Origin of the sequence: Flagellimonas olearia (genome assembly GCF_009184425.1) — a bacterium.
GTDB lineage: Bacteria > Bacteroidota > Bacteroidia > Flavobacteriales > Flavobacteriaceae > Flagellimonas > Flagellimonas olearia.
On sequence record NZ_WELG01000002.1, the window covers coordinates 1,352,521 to 1,368,799 of the forward strand.

At 43.9% G+C, this 16,279-nt stretch carries 14 protein-coding genes; all 14 read left to right on the forward strand.

Annotated elements, in window-relative coordinates; all coding sequences use genetic code 11:
- The first annotated feature begins 1 nt into the window (after position 1).
- Positions 2-7,144, forward strand: a complete 7,143-nt coding sequence (gene sov / locus F8C76_RS15470) for a T9SS outer membrane translocon Sov/SprA (RefSeq protein ID WP_152132547.1) — start codon at positions 2-4, stop codon at positions 7,142-7,144.
- Between the two features lie 105 nt (positions 7,145-7,249).
- The gene (gcvH, locus tag F8C76_RS15475; protein WP_129655440.1) at positions 7,250-7,630 is read left to right on the forward strand and encodes a glycine cleavage system protein GcvH; all 381 of its coding nucleotides are present in this window, start codon (positions 7,250-7,252) and stop codon (positions 7,628-7,630) included.
- Entirely contained in the window at positions 7,623-8,030 is a 408-nt protein-coding gene (locus F8C76_RS15480; RefSeq protein ID WP_152132548.1) for a VanZ family protein, read from the forward strand. Before gcvH ends, F8C76_RS15480 begins: the two co-directional genes overlap by 8 nt.
- A gap of 52 nt (positions 8,031-8,082) precedes the next feature.
- Entirely contained in the window at positions 8,083-8,787 is a 705-nt protein-coding gene (locus tag F8C76_RS15485) for an energy transducer TonB (RefSeq protein WP_129655437.1), read from the forward strand.
- Positions 8,788-8,981: 194 nt separating this feature from the next.
- Positions 8,982-9,881, forward strand: coding sequence for a heme o synthase (cyoE, locus tag F8C76_RS15490; RefSeq protein WP_152132549.1), 900 nt, complete (start codon positions 8,982-8,984; stop codon positions 9,879-9,881).
- 6 nt (positions 9,882-9,887) lie between these two features.
- Positions 9,888-10,469, forward strand: a complete 582-nt coding sequence (locus F8C76_RS15495; RefSeq protein WP_152132550.1) for a cytochrome c oxidase subunit 3 — start codon at positions 9,888-9,890, stop codon at positions 10,467-10,469.
- Between the two features lie 92 nt (positions 10,470-10,561).
- Complete coding sequence (locus F8C76_RS15500; RefSeq protein WP_152132551.1) at positions 10,562-11,536, forward strand: cytochrome c oxidase subunit 3; 975 nt, start codon at positions 10,562-10,564, stop codon at positions 11,534-11,536.
- Positions 11,537-11,592: 56 nt separating this feature from the next.
- Positions 11,593-11,976 carry a cytochrome C oxidase subunit IV family protein gene (locus F8C76_RS15505; RefSeq protein WP_129655429.1) on the forward strand — a complete coding sequence of 128 codons (384 nt, stop codon included), beginning with the start codon at positions 11,593-11,595 and terminating at the stop codon, positions 11,974-11,976.
- Positions 11,977-12,047: 71 nt separating this feature from the next.
- Complete coding sequence (locus tag F8C76_RS15510) at positions 12,048-12,680, forward strand: hypothetical protein (protein ID WP_152132552.1); 633 nt, start codon at positions 12,048-12,050, stop codon at positions 12,678-12,680.
- Entirely contained in the window at positions 12,661-13,404 is a 744-nt protein-coding gene (locus tag F8C76_RS15515; protein ID WP_152132553.1) for an SCO family protein, read from the forward strand. Before F8C76_RS15510 ends, F8C76_RS15515 begins: the two co-directional genes overlap by 20 nt.
- Positions 13,401-13,931, forward strand: coding sequence for a DUF420 domain-containing protein (locus tag F8C76_RS15520; RefSeq protein WP_152132554.1), 531 nt, complete (start codon positions 13,401-13,403; stop codon positions 13,929-13,931). Before F8C76_RS15515 ends, F8C76_RS15520 begins: the two co-directional genes overlap by 4 nt.
- A 17-nt stretch (positions 13,932-13,948) precedes the next feature.
- Positions 13,949-14,161, forward strand: coding sequence for a hypothetical protein (locus tag F8C76_RS15525; RefSeq protein ID WP_152132555.1), 213 nt, complete (start codon positions 13,949-13,951; stop codon positions 14,159-14,161).
- A 177-nt stretch (positions 14,162-14,338) separates the two neighbouring features.
- Entirely contained in the window at positions 14,339-15,040 is a 702-nt protein-coding gene (locus F8C76_RS15530; RefSeq protein WP_152132556.1) for an ABC transporter ATP-binding protein, read from the forward strand.
- Entirely contained in the window at positions 15,033-16,262 is a 1,230-nt protein-coding gene (locus F8C76_RS15535; RefSeq protein ID WP_129655417.1) for an ABC transporter permease, read from the forward strand. The genes F8C76_RS15530 and F8C76_RS15535 overlap by 8 nt, the downstream gene beginning before the upstream one ends.
- Positions 16,263-16,279: the final 17 nt, after the last annotated feature.

A 16,279-nucleotide genomic window follows, 5' to 3' on the forward strand; every position in this document is an offset into this window, starting at 1 on the left:
TTTGAAAAGAGGGGCAAAACCAATACTTAAACCAGCCAGTTTTAAGTACATTTTCGTATTCATCTGTTTTTTGGCCGTCACGTCCATGATGGGTCAGGAGGAAACCAATGAACAGGTTCAGGATTCTGTACAGACCGGGGTAGAGCTAGGGAGGCTTATCTTGGAGAACCCCGATAGCATTATTGCCAAATACACTTACGACCCCCAGACCGATCGTTATATCTACACCGAAAGTATAGGGGATTTCAATATCAATTATCCCGTTATCCTCACTCCCGACCAGTATTATGAATTGGTAAGGAAGGAACAAATGCGGTCCTATTTCAAGCAAAAGATTGACGCCTTCACCGGGAAAAAGGAAGGAAGTGAGGAGGCCCGAAAAAATTTATTGCCCAACTTTTATGTGAACAGCAACTTCTTCGAGTCCATCTTTGGAGGAAATACCATCGAAGTGATTCCGCAAGGTTCCGTGGCCATGGATCTTGGGGTGCTCTGGCAAAAAAATGACAATCCGGCCCTTTCACCTCGTAACCGGACCAACCTTTCGTTTGATTTTGACCAACGTATCAGTTTGAGCTTATTGGGAAAAGTTGGGGAACGTCTCCAAGTGACCGCCAATTACGATACGGAAGCTGTTTTTGATTTTCAGAACTTGGTGAAGTTGGAATATACCCCAACTGAGGACGATATCCTTCGGAAGATTGAAATCGGTAATGTGAACATGCCCTTGAACAGTTCTCTGATCACCGGGGCACAGAGCCTTTTTGGGGTCAAGACCCAATTGCAATTTGGGAAAACCACCGTAACCGCTGTTTTTTCGGAGCAGCGATCACAGAACAATACCGTTGTGGCGCAAGGAGGGGGAACACTGAATGAATTCTCGCTTACCGCTCTGGATTATGATGAGGACAAGCACTTTTTCCTCGCTCAATATTTTAGGGACAATTACGATCGTGCCCTTCAAGACTATCCTTTTATTAGGAGCCAAGTACAGATTACCCGACTGGAAGTCTGGGTGACCAACCGTAACCAGCAGACCCTCAATGTGAGGAATGTGGTGGCCCTTCAGGATTTGGGGGAAGCATTGGAGGACAAGACCCGAATCGGCATCAACAATGGAGATCCGGCAGGGTTTTTTAATCCATCGGCCATAGTCACGGGATATCCGCAGAATGCGGCCAACGCCTTTGACCCAGCGCAAATTGGGACAGGCGCCTTGACCCAGTCCATTCGTGATATTGCCACGGTGGAAGCAGGTTTCAATGTTCCCGGATACCAAGTAAACCAAGGATTTGATTATGCCATCTTGGAAAATGCCCGAAAATTGGAACAAGGCAGGGATTATCAGTTCAACTCACAATTGGGATACATTTCCTTGAACCAGCGTTTAAGCAATGATGAGGTATTGGGGGTGGCATTTCAATATACCATTAATGGCCAGGTTTATCAAGTAGGGGAGTTTGCCAATGGCGGGGTGGATGCCACTACCGTTTCCGGAGGGGTGAATCCTATTGTAGAAAACAATACCTTGATCCTGAAATTATTGAAGAGTAATATTACCAATGTAGAGGATCCCATTTGGGATTTGATGATGAAGAATATCTATGCTACGGGTGCTTTTCAATTGGATGAGGAAGATTTTAAACTCAATATCCTTTATTCCGATCCCACTCCCAGAAACTATATCACCCCAGTGGACCCCAATGCGGGATGGCCCAATGGTTTGGAAGACCGTATATTGATCAATGTGTTCAACCTGGACCGCTTGAATGTGTACAATGACATTCAGCCTGGAGGTGATGGATTCTTTGATTACGTACCGGGCATTACCGTAGATCCACAGTCTGGACGTATCATCTTTACCAAGGTGGAGCCTTTTGGGGAATACCTTTTTGAGGAGCTGGGAGGTGGAACCTATGATATAGAAAATGATCAAGGCTATAATGCCAACCAGAGACGATACGTGTTCCGTAATATGTATGCCAAAACCAAGGCAGCGTCTTTGCAGGATGCGGAAAAGAACCGTTTTCAGATTAAGGGACGTTATAAGTCGCAGGGCAACAATGGTATTCCAATTGGGGCGTTCAACGTACCCAGAGGTTCTGTTCGGGTAACGGCAGGGGGTCGACAACTTCAGGAAGGAATAGATTATACGGTGAACTATCAAGCCGGAACAGTGCAGATTTTAGATCCCAGTTTGGCTGCTTCCAATACCCCCATTAACATTTCGGTGGAAAACAATGCGGTTTTTGGACAGCAGACCCGTCGATTTGCTGGGGTGAACGTGGAACACCAGTTCAACGAAAAATTTGTTTTGGGAGGAACGCTTCTCAACCTGAATGAAAGACCGCTTACCCAAAAATCCAACTACGGGGTAGAGCCTGTGAACAATACCATTTTTGGTTTGAATGGAAATTTTAGCACCGAGATTCCATTTTTGACCCGTTTGGCCAATAAGCTGCCCAACATAGATACCGATGTGCCTTCCAACCTGTCCTTGCGTGGCGAGGTGGCCTTTTTAAAGCCTAATTCACCCAAGAATGCAGATTTTCAGGGAGAGACCACAACCTATCTGGATGATTTTGAAGGAGCACAGGCCTTAATTGATATTCGCTCCTCTTTGGGATGGACCTTGGCGAGTCCGCCGGTGGAATTTGTTCAGGACAGAACCGATATTGATGTGGGCTACGAGCGTGCCAAGATGGCTTGGTACACCATAGACCCTATCTTTTATACCAATCAAAGACCATCCGGTTTATCGGATAATGATATTTCCTTGAACTCAACCCGAAGGGTATTCATTGATGAGGTCTTTACCGAAACCGACATTGCCCAAGGCCAGACCCAAGTACAGAGCACCTTGGACATTGTTTACTACCCCAATCAAAAAGGGCCGTACAATGCCAATCCAAGCTTTGAGACCGAAGGACCGCAGGACAAATGGGCCGGTATCATGCGTCCGTTGAGCAGTACCAATTTTGAGCAATCCAATGTGGAATTTGTCCAATTTTGGGTATTGGATCCCTATGTGGATGGACAGACCGACAACTCCAACGCCGGAGAGCTTGTGTTGAACTTGGGGAATATTTCAGAAGATATTTTGCGTGATGGCCGTAAGCAATATGAAAATGGATTGCCGGCAAGCACCAATAATGAGGTGCCCAGACCCACCATGTGGGGACAAGTGCCCTCTACACAATCCTTGGTCTACGCTTTTGATGCCGATGAAGCGAATCGTACCTCACAGGATGTTGGATTGGATGGTTTGAGCGATGCCGAGGAGCAGGCCATATATAATGGTCCAGCAGAAGACCCTGCTTTGGACAACTACCAATACTATTTGAACCGTGAGGGGAATATTTTGGAGCGTTATCTTGATTTCAACAATACGCAAGGTAACTCGCCGGTGGCTGTGACCAATACCAATAGGGGTTCCACCACTTTACCTGATGTGGAGGACATTGATCGCGATTTGACCATGAACACGGTAAACAGTTACTATGAGTACCGTATCCAGATCAAGCCCAATACCACCATCAACGACCAGTATGTTACGGATATCCGTGAAGGACAGACCCCGACGCTGCCCAATGGAACCCAATTGAATCGAAGATGGATACAGTATAAGATTCCATTGAGTGATTTTACCGATGCGGTTGGAGGGATTACAGATTTTAGGTCTATTAGCTTTATGCGGATGTACCTTACCGGTTTCTCCGATGATGTGGTCATGCGTTTTGCCACTTTGGATTTGGTCCGTGGCGATTGGCGTACCTATACAAGATCGTTGCAGGCAGAAGGAGTGGACAACGACCCTTCCGATGATGGAACGGTAACCGACGTGAACACGGTCAATATTGAAGAAAACTTTGGTCGTCAGCCTATTCCTTATGTATTGCCTCCAGGGGTGGTGCGGGAACAGCTGAACAATAACAACACCATTATCCGTCAGAATGAACAATCCCTGTCCTTTGTGGTGGAAAACCTGGAACCTGAGGATTCCCGTGGGGTGTTCAAGAATGTGAATGTGGATGTAAGGCAGTATGAACGCATTAAAATGTTCATGCACGCCGAAAAGATAATGAACGGGGACTATTCAGATAGCGACACCCCATTGGTGGGATTCCTTCGGATTGGAACGGATTTCTCCGAGAACTACTATCAGGTGGAACTTCCATTGCAGTTTACCCCTTTCAATGTGACCTCGGCAGAGGAGATTTGGCCCGATGTCAATCAGATAGATATTGCCTTGAATGATTTGAACAAGGTAAAATCCAAAGGGATAGCGGAACAGACCCTGAACGAAACCAACTATTATGAGATTGTGGATGGCGAAGCCATTCCTGTGGATGAGTTTGCCCCCCGTACGTTGGGAACGGTACGAATTGGAATTCGCGGTAACCCTTCCTTGGGAAGTATCCGTGGGATGATGGTGGGTATAAAGAACATTGACGACCTTCCGGCAAGGGGAGAGGTATGGTTCAACGAATTGCGCCTTGTGGGCTTGGACAATAAGGGTGGTTGGGCCGCTATTGTGGCCATGGACGCCAATATGGCCGATTTTGCCAACGTGTCCGTTACCGGGAGCAAGAGTACTTCAGGTTTTGGTTCCATAGACCAAATGCCCAATGAACGCTCCAGGGAAGATGCGGTTTCCTATGATATGGTCACCAATGTGAATGCGGGACAATTGTTGCCCAAAAAGTGGAACCTGCAAGTGCCGTTCAATTATGGGGTTTCGGAGACCTTGATCACACCGGAGTTTGATCCTGTTTATGACGATTTAAAATTGGACGACCGTATCGCGGCGGCAGCTACGCAAGAAGATGCCGAAACCATACAGGAGCAGGCCGAGGATTATACCAAGCGTACCAGTTTCAACCTGATCGGGGTAAGAAAAAATAGGGGGGAAGATGCCAAAGAGAACTTTTTTGATGTAGAAAACTTCACCTTTAATTATTCGTATAACGAAACCAGCCATCGGGATTTTGAGATTGCCGATCTAAAAGATCAGAATGTGAATACGGGCTTTGTGTACAATCACAATTTTAAACCAGCCCCTGTGGCACCATTTGCCAAAAAGGATTCTTTACTTACCGGAAGATATTGGAAATGGCTCAAGGATTTAAACTTGAATGTGCTGCCTACCAGTATGTCTGTGAATGCCAATATCAACAGGGCTTTCAACCAGCAACGGTTCAGGGATGTACTGGAGCCAGGGGTGGATGCCTTGCAATTGCCTTTGTTGCAACAGCGCAACTATCTGTTCAATTGGCAATATGCCCTCAACTATAGTATCTCCAAGTCCCTTCGCCTGAATTTGACGGCCTCCAACAATAATATTGTACGGAATTACTTCAATGTGGATGACGACACGGATTCTGGTATCAACCAGGCATTGGATTTGTGGGACGGCTTTTTCGACATTGGGGAGCCCAATCGACATGCCCAGCAGATGCAGCTGAATTACGAATTGCCTTTTAGTAAGTTTCCGTTCCTTGATTTTATCAATGCCCAATACACCTACACCAGTAATTTTGATTGGCAGCGGGGAGGCGATGCACTCAATGAAGTGGCCGGTCAGGATATCAATACGGTGCAGAATGCCAGTACCCATAATATTACGGGCAACCTGACCATGCAACGTTTCTATGACTTTTTGGGGTTGAAGAAGCGGAGTGGTAAGGTAACTGCCGCCCAAGCGCCTGTGCGAAGGGACAAAGCGGGTAATCCTGCCACTGATTCTGAAAACAATGCGCCCAAGAAGACCGGTAAAGGCTTCAATACCTTGGTGGATATTGTGACCATGGTGAAGCGGGTCAATATAAATTATACTGAGAACAGGGGGAAAATGCTGCCGGGATATACCCAAAGTATTGGATTTATAGGTACAGCAAGACCTTCTATAGGATTTGTGTTCGGTAGTCAGGCCGATGTACGATACGAGGCCGCCCGAAAAGGTTGGTTGACCACCTTCCCGGAGTTCAATACCCAGTTTATGCAGAACTCCACCAAACAATTGAACATTACTGCAACGGCCCAGCCTACCCAAGACTTGACCATAGACATTACGGCCGATAGACAGATATCCAATAGCTATCAGGAAACCTTTAAGGTGAACGACCTTGGTGGAGGACAGTTTGAATATGAGACCTTGTTGGGTAACAATTATGGAAATTTCAGTATTTCCACCATAATGATCGGTACCATATTCAACAAGAGCGATGAGTTTGATTCGGAAACTTTTGAGCAGTTCAAACAGAATAGGATCACCGTAGCCAATAGATTGATTTCCGATCGTGGGGAAAATCCAGGTACTTTGGATGATGATGGATTCCCGGAACGTTATGGGAAGACCCAGCAAGAAGTTTTGCTTCCCGCTTTCTTTGCGGCCTATACCGGTCAGGACGTGAACCGTGTAAATTTGGATGCATTCCGTCAGATTCCTATCCCCAACTGGAACCTCAAGTATACCGGATTGATGAAAAACCGTTGGTTTCGAAAGAAGTTCAAACGTTTCTCTTTGAGCCATGGATACCGTGCGGCCTATAGTATCAACTCCTTCCAGACCAATTTGGCAAGGGAGCAATTGATCAAGGATGGCCTGCCTGCCATAAATGTGGAGAATGATGATGCGCTTCCCGAGAACATTATCAATAATGTGGTGTTGACGGACCAGTTCAACCCCCTGATGCGCATGGATTTTGAAATGCAGAATTCCTTTAGCTTTTTGGCCGAGGTGAGAACGGACAGGACCTTATCCTTGAGTTTTGACAATAACTTGATGACCGAGATCAATGGAAAGGAATATACCCTTGGATTGGGTTACCGATTCAAGGATGTAAAAATGGTGACCAACATTGGTGGGGAAAAAACCCGACTCAAGGGCGACCTTAATTTAAAATTCGATCTTACCCTTAGGGATAATATTACCATCATCAGAAATTTGGATATTGACAATAACCAGATCACTTCAGGCCAAAATTTGATGTCCATTAAGTTTACTGCCGATTACGCCTTGAGCAAGAATTTCAATGCGCTGTTCTTTTACGATCATTCCTTCTCAAAGTTTGCCGTGTCAACAGCTTTTCCACAGACTACGATCAATACCGGGTTTACCTTGCGCTACAACTTCGGAAACTAGGTTTTGGAAGGATTGGGGATTGTTGAATTTTGTTTGGTGGATTTTTTGAAAACCTATCCACAATCCGTTACATTTGTCCATCGACTAATTCAAACGTAAACGCAAATGGACATACCTTCTGAACTAAAGTACACCAAGGACCATGAATGGGTCAAAATAGATGGCGATATCGCCACGGTTGGAATCACGGATTTTGCCCAAAGTGAGTTGGGGGATATTGTATATGTAGAGGTGGAGACACTGGATGAAACCTTGGATAAAGAAGAGGTTTTTGGTTCTGTTGAAGCCGTAAAGACGGTATCCGATCTGTTCTTGCCCCTAAGTGGTGAGATCATTGAGTTCAATGAAGCCTTGGAAGATGAGCCAGAAAAGGTCAATACCGATCCTTACGGGGAAGGCTGGATGATCAAAATTAAAATGAGCGATGCCTCTGAGGTTGATGGTCTAATGGGTGCTGATGATTACAAGGCATTGATAGGTGCTTAGAAAATACGGATATACCTTATTATTTATAGGCTGGGTGCTGTTCATAACGGCACTCAGCTTATTTTCTTTTTCAGAAATGGATTTGGATGAAGGGGGATGGAACATTCCCTATGCCGACAAGATTACCCATTTTGTCTTTTATCTTGTTTTTGGAATGCTGGGGTGTCTTTTTGTGAGGGAAAGAACAAAGGGACAAATGGAGTTGGTAAAGGCAAGTAGGCTTATTTTTCTTGTAGCGGTGGCCTATGGCATAGGTATTGAGGTATTACAATATACCTTGACTACCGATCGTATGGCCGAATTTGGCGATGTTTTGGCCAATACTTTTGGAGCATTTGTAGGAATAAGCCTAGTTAGGTGGTCTTTTTCTAAGGAAAGGCCGTTAAAATGGAAATTTTAATTGTTTATTTAACCAATTAATAATTAAATTAGCAAACACTAAAATCAAAGAGATGGAACTAAAAAAGAATCCAAAAGCGGACGTAGGAAGAAACAGCTCACTCTATTTTGTGGTAGGGTTGGCCGCTGTTTTGGGGTTGGTTTATGGAGCCATGGAGTGGAAAAAATATGACAAGGTCAATGATTACGACATTTCAATGAATGTTGAGGATCAGTTGGACGAAGAAGTGCCAATGACCGAGCAAATCAAGACTCCACCACCACCACCGCCACCTGCTGCGCCAGAGGTAATTGAAGTTGTTGAAGATGAGGAAGAAGTGGAAGAGACCGTTATCGAGTCCACTGAAACCAGTCAGGAAGAAGAAGTTGTAGAAATTGAAGAAGTTGAGGTTGAAGAGGTTGAAGAAGATATTTCGGTTCCATTTGCCGTGATTGAAGATGTGCCCGTTTTCCCAGGTTGTGAAAGCGCCAGCGATAAAAAAGCTTGTTTCCAGGAAAAAATGCAGGCTCACATCCGTAAGAACTTCCGTTACCCAGAAATTGCCCAAGAAATGGGAGTTCAAGGTAGGGTTAACGTTATTTTCGTAATCCAAAAAGATGGAAGTATCGGTAACATCAGAATGCGTGGACCTGACAAAAACTTGGAGGCTGAGGCATTGAGAATCATTGAGAAATTGCCTAAAATGACCCCCGGAAAACAAAGAGGTAGAGCGGTAAAAGTTCCTTTTAGTATTCCAATTACGTTCAAATTGCAGTAAAAAGCATATATATCCCTGCTGAGGCGGGGGTGGAAAAAGCCCTGATGGTAAAACCTCAGGGCTTTTTTTGTTTCAAAAATGTAGTAGGGTGGCTTTTATGTGATGTATTAACATTTCCAAAACAGTATAAAGACCATCAATAGGTTGGAAAAGAAGCCTCTCAGCACTATCTTTGCCAGCCAATAAATTTGTGGATGAAGTCTGCTGTAGGTTCCGTAAAAAACACATCGCTGTCCGTAATTCTTTCTGATTTCAAGGAGATTACCAAGGCCAAGCTGGCGGTCAGTGTGGTTTTTTCTTCCATTGCGGGATATTTTTTAGGGGCCTACGAGGTAAGCTTGGTTTCCCTATTGTTGCTCACTTTTGGTGGATACTGTATGGTTGGGGCCTCCAATGCCTACAATCAAATTATAGAAAAGGATTTGGATGCGTTGATGAACCGAACTAAAAATCGTCCAATTCCTTCGGGTCGGATATCGGTTAAAACTGCTTTGGCCGTTGCCATTACATTAACGGTTCTGGGCGTTTTGGCCTTGTTTGCGTTAAGTCCAAAAACGGCCATGTTCGGGGCCATTTCAATTTTTTTGTACACCAGTGTTTATACCCCATTGAAGACCAAGACCCCTTTGTCTGTTTTTGTTGGGGCCTTTCCGGGAGCCATTCCCTTTATGTTGGGATGGGTGGCGGCCACAGATGATTTTGGCATTGAGCCGGGAACACTGTTTATGATACAATTTTTTTGGCAATTTCCCCATTTTTGGGCCTTGGGTTGGATGTTGGATGAAGATTATAAAAAGGCAGGATTTAAAATGTTGCCCACTGGGAAAAGGGATAAGGGGACAGCCCTACAAATAATACTGTATACAATCTGGATGATGGTCATTTCCATTGTGCCTGTTTTTGGGTTTACGGGAAGGTTGACGCTTTCTGTAACTGGAGCCGTATTGGTATTTGTATTTGGATTGGTCATGCTCTTTTTTGCCTTGAGATTGTATGAAAAACGCGACAATGCAACAGCAAGAAAACTGATGTTGGCCAGTGTCACCTATATATCGTTGATTCAAATCGTATATGTTGCAGATAAATTTATTTAGAAAAGGATGGATTTAACCCAAGGAACAGCAGTGGAGAAAAACCGGAGGGCAAAGAAAATGATGCTCTGGTTTGGAATAGTAAGTTTGATTATGGGATTTGCTGGTTGGACCAGTGCCTATATTGTCAGTAGCAAAAGGGATGATTGGATCAGTGATTTGGAACTCCCGCAGGCATTTTTTATCAGCACTGCCATTATAATTTTAAGTAGTATCACCTATTTCATTGCCCAGAAAGCAGTTGAAAAGAACAACCAGAAGTTGGGAACTATTTTGTTGTTCGTAACCTTGTTCTTTGGCATTTCATTTATCGTATTGCAGTTCATGGGATTTTCCCAAATGTTGGAGCACGGGTATTATTTTACCGGTCCTACAAGCAGCATTAAAATGTCCTATGTGTTTTTGATCGCGGCAGTGCATATTGTGCATGTTGTGGCAGGTCTTATCTCCTTGTTGGTGGTGTTGGTGCAGCAATTGCGAGGGAAATACAGTCCCGAAAATATGTTGGGTCTGGAATTGGGTGCCACGTTCTGGCATTTCTTGGATTTTCTATGGGTGTATTTAATACTATTTATGTATTTCGTGAAATAAATTCTGAATAGAGCAGTTTTCATTCAACTTTATCTTTTTGAATACACCAAAAGGTGTAAATTTGTGAAAGTTTTAATAAACCGACTTTTTTTATGGATGCAACGGTGACTACCGGTACGGAAGAAAGTGTTTGGGGAGGCGGAAATCGTCCCTTGGGTGCTAGCTACGGAAAAATGATGATGTGGTTTTTTATTGTCTCTGATGCCTTGACCTTTTCCGGGTTCTTGGTGTCTTATGGCTTTTCTAGGTTCAAGTTCATTGAAACTTGGCCCATTGCCGATGAGGTGTTTACCCACGTTCCCTTTTTCCATGGAAACTATCCCATGTACTACGTGGCCTTTATGACCTTTATTTTGATCATGTCCTCTGTGACCATGGTACTTGCCGTGGATGCCGGGCACAAAATGATGCAGAAAAAAGTAATTCTCTATATGTTCCTTACCATTATAGGAGGGGCCATCTTCGTTGGTTCACAGGCTTGGGAATGGGCAACCTTTATAAAGGGAGACCATGGGGCATTGGAAACCAAAGGAGGTAGAATATTGCAATTTGTCAATGCGGAGACTGGACAACGGGCTTCATTGGCCGATTTCTCCAAGGCCTTGCCCGAGGAAAGGGTAAAGCATGAAAGCAGCAAAGGTATTTGGTTTGAAAAGGAAGGCAGTCAAACCTCATTCTCCTTGAATGAAGTGGTGGAAGGCTTTAAGGCTACCCCGAATATCCTTATCCGTACGGAGACCATTACCGAAGAAGGACATAAGACCGTATTGAATCGGGAGGAATCCTTGGCAAAATTAAAAGATGCCGTTTTAGTAGTGGAAGGAGCCAATCTTATCCATAATGAATATGGAAGCAGGCTTTTTGCCGATTTCTTCTTCTTTATAACAGGGTTCCACGGATTCCACGTATTTTCAGGTGTGGTCATCAACGTGATCATCTTCTTTAATGTCATCTTGGGAACTTACGAGCGTAGAGGCCATTATGAAATGGTGGAGAAGGTTGGATTGTACTGGCACTTTGTAGATTTGGTGTGGGTATTCGTATTTACATTCTTTTATTTGGTTTAAAATTGGATTTCGATTCCGGATACATCGGGAATCATAAGCATATAGTATAAAATAGCATGGCACACGATCATAAACTTGAGATCTTTAGAGGAACATTGAAGTTCAAATCCAACGTCCAAAAAATTTGGGGCGTTCTTATCTTCCTTTCCCTAGTAACGGCAGTGGAAGTTGCCTTGGGTATCACCAAGCCAAGAGTATTGACCCATAACTTCTTTTTGGGCATGAAGTTGCTCAACTGGATATTCATTATCCTGACCTTGGTAAAGGCGTATTACATTGCATGGGATTTTATGCACTTGCGTGATGAAAAGAAAGCCTTGAGAAGATCCATTGTATGGACCCCAATATTTTTGGTCTGTTATTTGATCTTCATTCTCCTTTTTGAGGCGGATTACATCTATAACGTGTACAAGGATGGTTTCTTAGCCTGGAATTTCTAAAAGAAAGTATTAACAAGATTAAAAGACGGTTTTTCAACCGTCTTTTTTATTTTTGTAAGGTTTTGTTCCCTATGAAAAAGACGTTTGTTTTAGTGGTTTTGTTTGTACTCCCTTTGGTGGCGTATTTATTTTTTGCATCTGGGGTGAACAACTTCGGAAAACTTCCGGTTTTAACGGAGAATATTCCTGATATTTCCCAATTGGACCATGCATTGAGCCTGGATGGAAAGATTACCATTCTGGGTTTTATGGGGAGCGACATTCAGCAGAAAAAGGGAAATGCCTTTAACCTCAATCAGAAAATCTACAAACGGTTCGGGGATTTCAATGACTTTCAGATGGTCATGGTGGTGGAGGAAGGACATCAAGAAGATGCCGAACTTCTTAAAAAGGAATTAGGGGAACTTTCCAATGCCGACAAATGGCACTTTGCCTTTGGGAATGGGGATGAGATCAAAACGTTTTTTGCCCAACTGAAGACCGATGTGAACTTGGATGATGACCTATCCACTCCCTATGTTTTTATCGTTGATAAAGACCGTAACCTCAGAGGAAGGAAGGATGATGAGGATGATGGGGTAAAATACGGCTTTAACACCACCTCAGTGGCGGAGCTCAACAACAAGATGGAAGATGATGTCAAGATTATCTTGGCCGAATATAGATTAGCGTTAAAGAACAACGATGCCAACAGGAGCAAATAGTAAAAAGAAGTACACCTACGTCTGGGTGTCCGCGGTTATTCTGGTTTTTGGGATTTTTGCGGTGTATGAGATCACAAAGAGACTTAAGGAGGGAACCGTGGTGGAGAACGACCGGATGAACATGGGATTCCAGCAAAAACAGGTAGGTTTTATATTGAATAATGGGAAGAAACGAAAAGTACCCGCTTTTTCCTTTTTGGACCAAGATAGTGTGCTGGTTACGGATAAGGACTATTTGGGTAAGGTCTATGTGGTTGAATTTTTCTTTACCACTTGCCCTACCATATGTCCGGTAATGACTAAAAATTTGGTCTCATTGCAAAACACCTTTCAAAATGATGAAGGTTTTGGAGTGGCTTCTTTTACCATCAACCCAAGGTACGATACACCATCCGTGCTAAAGAACTATGCGAAGAAGTATAATATCGTGGACAAGGATTGGCATTTACTGACCGGTGATAGGGATGAAATTTACAATTTGGCCCAAGAAGGATTCTATATTGTGGCCAATGAAGTGGAGGATGCCCCGGGTGGTTTTGAGCACTCTGGAATGTTCGCATTGGTCGACAAAAATGGGTATATTCGTTCTCGCCAAGATGAACACGGAAACCCTTTGATCTATTACAGGGGAACCGTGACCGAGGAACAAGGGGTAAATGCGGAGGGGGAACCCCAGCAGATTACCATATTAAAAGAAGACATTAAAAAATTGTTGGCAGAATGATCGACGAGGTTTCTATAAGGGAAAAACGGTTCAATAAATGGATTACGGTGATATCGGTGGCCATACCTTTGATAGTGGCCTTATTGTTCGGTTACAAGATACCCAATGCAGAGCCTCTATCTTTTTTGCCGCCCATTTACGCTACGATAAATGGAATAACCGCAGTTCTTTTGGTGATTGCGGTAGTGGCCATTAAAAATGGTAAAAGAGGGATTCACCAAAAATTGATGACGACTTGTATTGCATTGTCCGCACTGTTCTTGGTGATGTATGTGGCATACCATATGACATCGGAAACCACGATTTATGGTGGTGAGGGCAGCATAAAATACATCTATTACTTTATTCTTTTGACCCATATTGTGCTTTCCATATCGGTGATTCCTTTGGTTCTGATTACCTATTCCAAGGTGTATTTAAACGACTTTCAAAGCCATAGACTGTGGGCCAAATATACATTTCCCATTTGGCTGTATGTGGCAGTGACCGGGGTTGTTGTCTACATCATGATTTCCCCCTACTATTAATATTGAATATACCGAGAATGAGGATCAAGCTTCTACTATTGTTACTTGTTTTGTTGATTTTGCCCAATGTTGCGGAGGCCCAATGTGCCATGTGCCGTGCGGTGGTGGAAAGCGAAGCTGATGGTAAGACCGCGGAGGGAATCAATAATGGAATTGTGTACCTTATGGCCATCCCATATGTGTTGGTGGCGGCTCTGGGTTATTTTGTCTACCGTAAAATGCGAGGGTAAGAAAATCTGATTTTCTCCAAATTTTTCCTATTGCCAATATCGATACCTGAGTTTTCGGGAGATGGAAATCCTTGTTATCAATTATTTAACAAAAAATTTCAATCATTCTTGTAACAATTCAGCAATTTGTATGTCTTACATACAGAAGTTGATATTGGATAGCTAACATCACCAATTATGATTGAAATCAAGGATCTTCACAAGTCCTATAAAATGGGGAGCAATTCCCTACATGTTTTAAAAGGAATCAATTTTAAAGTGGAAGAAGGCGAACTGGTGGCCATTATGGGGTCTTCAGGATCTGGAAAATCCACACTCTTGAACATTTTGGGGATGTTGGATGGCGCCGATTCGGGGGAATATACCTTGGATGGGGTCCCGATCAAGAACCTGAGTGAGACCAAGGCGGCCCAATATAGAAACAAGTTTCTGGGATTTATTTTCCAATCCTTCAATCTTATCAATTATAAAAGTGCCTTGGAAAACGTGGCACTACCGCTATACTACCAAAAAGTTCCCAGAAAAGAACGTCAGGAAAAAGCGATGCAATACTTGGAAAAAGTGGGACTTAAACCTTGGGCCCACCATTTGCCCAGCGAATTGTCCGGTGGACAAAAGCAGCGAGTGGCCATTGCCCGCGCCATGGCGGCCGAACCCAAAGTATTGTTGGCAGATGAGCCTACCGGGGCTTTGGACAGTAAAACTTCCTATGAGGTCATGGACTTGATCCAGCAAATCAATGACGAGGGGAATACCATTTTGGTGGTGACCCACGAGGAGGATATTGCACATATGTGCAAACGCATTGTGCATCTTAAGGATGGTGTGATCGTGGAGGACAAAAAGATAGAACAGGTAAAAGCGGCGCAATATGTTTGATCGAGACGTCTGGCAAGAAATATTCAATACCATTAAGACCAATAAGCTCAGGACTTTTTTGACAGGTTTTTCGGTAGGATGGGCCATCTTTATCTTGGTAATGCTCTTGGCTTCCGTAAATGGCATGCAAAACGGGTTTTTGGGTCAGTTCAATGACGATGCCACCAATACCATTTTTATTCGCCCCGGGACTACCTCAAAAGCCTATGGCGGGTTCGAGGCAGGGAGACGTATCCAATTAAAAAATGAAGACCTGGAGTACGTCAAGCAAAGTTTTGCCGATGATATTGAATACCTAAGCGCTAGGTATTATGCCAATGTCACGGCTCGATATAAAAGTGAAACCGGTTCTTACAACGTGCAGGCCACCCATCCGGACCATCAGGCTATTGAAAAGACCCTGATCATGTCCGGAAGATATTTCAACGAAGCCGACCTCATAAACAAAGCCAAGGTGGTGGTGATCGGACGAAAAGTGGCTGAAGATCTTTTTAAGAAAGAAGACCCCCTTGGAAAATTTGTGGAACTCAATAATCTGTCCTTTCGGGTGATTGGGGTGTTTACAGATGATGGGGATGACAACGCCGAACGCGGAATCTATGCCCCGGTGAGCACATATCAGCGTATTTACGGGAACACCAACAATATCAATGTGATAGCGCTTACCTACAATCCCACCTATGATTTGGCCAAGGCGTTGGAGTTTTCCGGGAAACTGGAGGATGTCATGAAAAGGAGACACAAAATAGACCCTGAGGACCAAGCAGGATTGTATGTTTGGAACTATGCGGAAGCCTTTGATAACATCAGCAGTTTTACGGCTGTTTTAAGAGGTATTGGTATTGGAGTTGGCTTCCTTATCCTGGTTGCGGGTATTGTGGGCATAGGGAATATCATGGTGTTTACGATTAAGGAGCGCACCAAGGAAATTGGAGTGCGGAAAGCGCTGGGGGCAAGGCCTAGACAGATTATAAACTTGGTGCTTTTGGAGTCTATTTTCATTACCACATTATCTGGATTTATCGGATTGGTATTTGCTTGGGTGATATTGGCCGCAGTTGGCCCCATGTTTCAGACCCCAGCTTTTAGCAATCCCTCGGTAAATGCATCCACGGTCATTACGGCGACCATTATTTTAATTGTTGCGGGTGTTTTGGCGGGTCTTATACCGGCTATGAAAGCCGCCAATGTTAAACCCATTGTAGCACTAAGTGATAAATAGGTATGTGGTTATTTGAT

What these genes read in the sequence shown, in the direction of transcription:
- gcvH (WP_129655440.1), top strand. Translation starts at nt 7,250, where the DNA reads ATGGACATACCTTCTGAACTAAAGTACACCAAGGACCATGAATGGGTC.
- F8C76_RS15520 (WP_152132554.1), top strand. Translation starts at nt 13,401, where the DNA reads ATGATCGACGAGGTTTCTATAAGGGAAAAACGGTTCAATAAATGGATT.
- cyoE (WP_152132549.1), top strand. Translation starts at nt 8,982, where the DNA reads ATGAAGTCTGCTGTAGGTTCCGTAAAAAACACATCGCTGTCCGTAATT.
- F8C76_RS15500 (WP_152132551.1), top strand. Translation starts at nt 10,562, where the DNA reads ATGGATGCAACGGTGACTACCGGTACGGAAGAAAGTGTTTGGGGAGGC.
- F8C76_RS15535 (WP_129655417.1), top strand. Translation starts at nt 15,033, where the DNA reads ATGTTTGATCGAGACGTCTGGCAAGAAATATTCAATACCATTAAGACC.
- F8C76_RS15505 (WP_129655429.1), top strand. Translation starts at nt 11,593, where the DNA reads ATGGCACACGATCATAAACTTGAGATCTTTAGAGGAACATTGAAGTTC.
- F8C76_RS15510 (WP_152132552.1), top strand. Translation starts at nt 12,048, where the DNA reads ATGAAAAAGACGTTTGTTTTAGTGGTTTTGTTTGTACTCCCTTTGGTG.
- F8C76_RS15530 (WP_152132556.1), top strand. Translation starts at nt 14,339, where the DNA reads ATGATTGAAATCAAGGATCTTCACAAGTCCTATAAAATGGGGAGCAAT.
- F8C76_RS15525 (WP_152132555.1), top strand. Translation starts at nt 13,949, where the DNA reads ATGAGGATCAAGCTTCTACTATTGTTACTTGTTTTGTTGATTTTGCCC.
- F8C76_RS15515 (WP_152132553.1), top strand. Translation starts at nt 12,661, where the DNA reads ATGCCAACAGGAGCAAATAGTAAAAAGAAGTACACCTACGTCTGGGTG.
- F8C76_RS15495 (WP_152132550.1), top strand. Translation starts at nt 9,888, where the DNA reads ATGGATTTAACCCAAGGAACAGCAGTGGAGAAAAACCGGAGGGCAAAG.
- F8C76_RS15485 (WP_129655437.1), top strand. Translation starts at nt 8,083, where the DNA reads ATGGAACTAAAAAAGAATCCAAAAGCGGACGTAGGAAGAAACAGCTCA.